Source organism: Bacillus sp. LR_5 (assembly GCF_042709275.1).
The window spans coordinates 1-1,801 of record NZ_JAVAXX010000552.1; the positions used below are offsets into that span (position 1 = coordinate 1).

The window sequence follows — 1,801 nt, forward strand, 5'->3', positions numbered from 1 at the left end:
GCTTGAACTTTTCAAACCTTTCGTTATGAAGGAGCTTGTTGAAAAAGGTCTTGCTCACAACATTAAGAGTGCGAAACGTAAAATTGAGCGCGTACAGCCTGAAGTATGGGATGTACTGGAATCAGTTATTAAGGAGCATCCGGTACTTCTGAACCGTGCCCCTACACTTCACAGATTAGGTATCCAAGCGTTTGAACCAACACTTGTTGAAGGACGCGCAATCCGTCTTCACCCGCTCGTATGTACAGCTTACAACGCTGACTTTGACGGTGACCAAATGGCGGTTCACGTACCATTATCTGCTGAAGCTCAAGCTGAAGCACGCATCTTGATGCTTGCTGCTCAAAACATCTTGAACCCTAAAGATGGTAAACCGGTTGTAACACCGTCTCAGGATATGGTACTGGGTAACTATTACCTGACACTTGAGCGTGCCGGTGCTGTCGGTGAAGGTATGGTCTTCAAGAATACAGACGAAGCGCTTCTTGCTTATCAAAACGGATATGTGCATCTTCATACGAGAGTAGCTGTTGCAGCTAACTCCCTTAAGAATGTGACATTTACCGAAGAACAGCGCTCAAAATTGTTAATTACAACTGTTGGTAAGCTTGTCTTCAATGAAATTCTTCCGGAATCATTCCCTTACATGAATGAACCAACGAAGAGCAACATTGAAGAGAAAACACCTGACCGTTTCTTCTTAGAAAAAGGTGCCGATGTAAAAGCTGTCATTGAACAGCAGCCAATCAATGCACCGTTTAAAAAAGGTATTCTGGGTAAAATCATCGCGGAAATCTTTAAACGATTCCATATCACGGAAACGTCTAAAATGCTTGACCGCATGAAAAACCTAGGTTTCAAATATTCAACAAAAGCTGGTATTACAGTTGGGGTTTCTGACATCGTCGTACTCGATGATAAACAAGAAATTCTTGAGGAAGCGCAAAGCAAAGTTGATAACGTCATGAAGCAATTCCGACGTGGTCTAATCACTGAAGAAGAACGCTATGAGAGAGTTATCTCTATCTGGAGTGCTGCAAAAGACGTTATCCAAGGCAAACTGATGAAATCACTTGATGAGCTCAACCCGATCTACATGATGAGTGACTCCGGTGCCCGTGGTAACGCGTCTAACTTTACGCAGCTTGCCGGAATGCGCGGCCTGATGGCCAACCCGGCTGGACGTATCATTGAATTACCGATCAAATCAAGTTTCCGTGAAGGTCTGACAGTATTGGAGTACTTTATCTCCACTCACGGTGCGCGTAAAGGTCTTGCCGATACCGCCCTTAAAACTGCTGATTCAGGTTACCTTACACGCCGTCTCGTTGACGTTGCGCAGGATGTTATCATCCGTGAAACTGATTGCGGAACTGACCGAGGCATCCTTGCTAAGCCTCTTAAAGAAGGAACTGAAACAATTGAGCGCTTAGAAGAACGCTTAATCGGCCGTTTTGCACGAAAACAAGTGAAGCACCCTGAAACAGGTGAAGTGCTTGTAAATGAAAACGAACTGATCGATGAAGATAAAGCACTGGAGATTGTAGAAGCCGGTATTGAAGAAGTGTGGATCCGTTCTGCCTTCACATGTAATACGCCTCATGGTGTATGTAAACGATGCTATGGCCGAAATCTTGCAACTGGCTCCGATGTTGAAGTCGGTGAAGCAGTCGGTATCATTGCTGCCCAATCAATCGGTGAGCCTGGTACACAGTTAACAATGCGTACATTCCATACAGGCGGGGTTGCCGGAGACGATATCACACAGGGTCTTCCGCGTATCCAAGAGCTTTTCGAAGCA

At 45.1% G+C, this 1,801-nt stretch carries 1 protein-coding gene; it reads left to right on the forward strand.

Going from position 1 to position 1,801, the window contains the following annotated elements:
- The coding region (locus RAC86_RS38350) for a DNA-directed RNA polymerase subunit beta' (protein ID WP_483861770.1) at positions 1–1,801 on the forward strand (1,801 nt) is incomplete at both ends.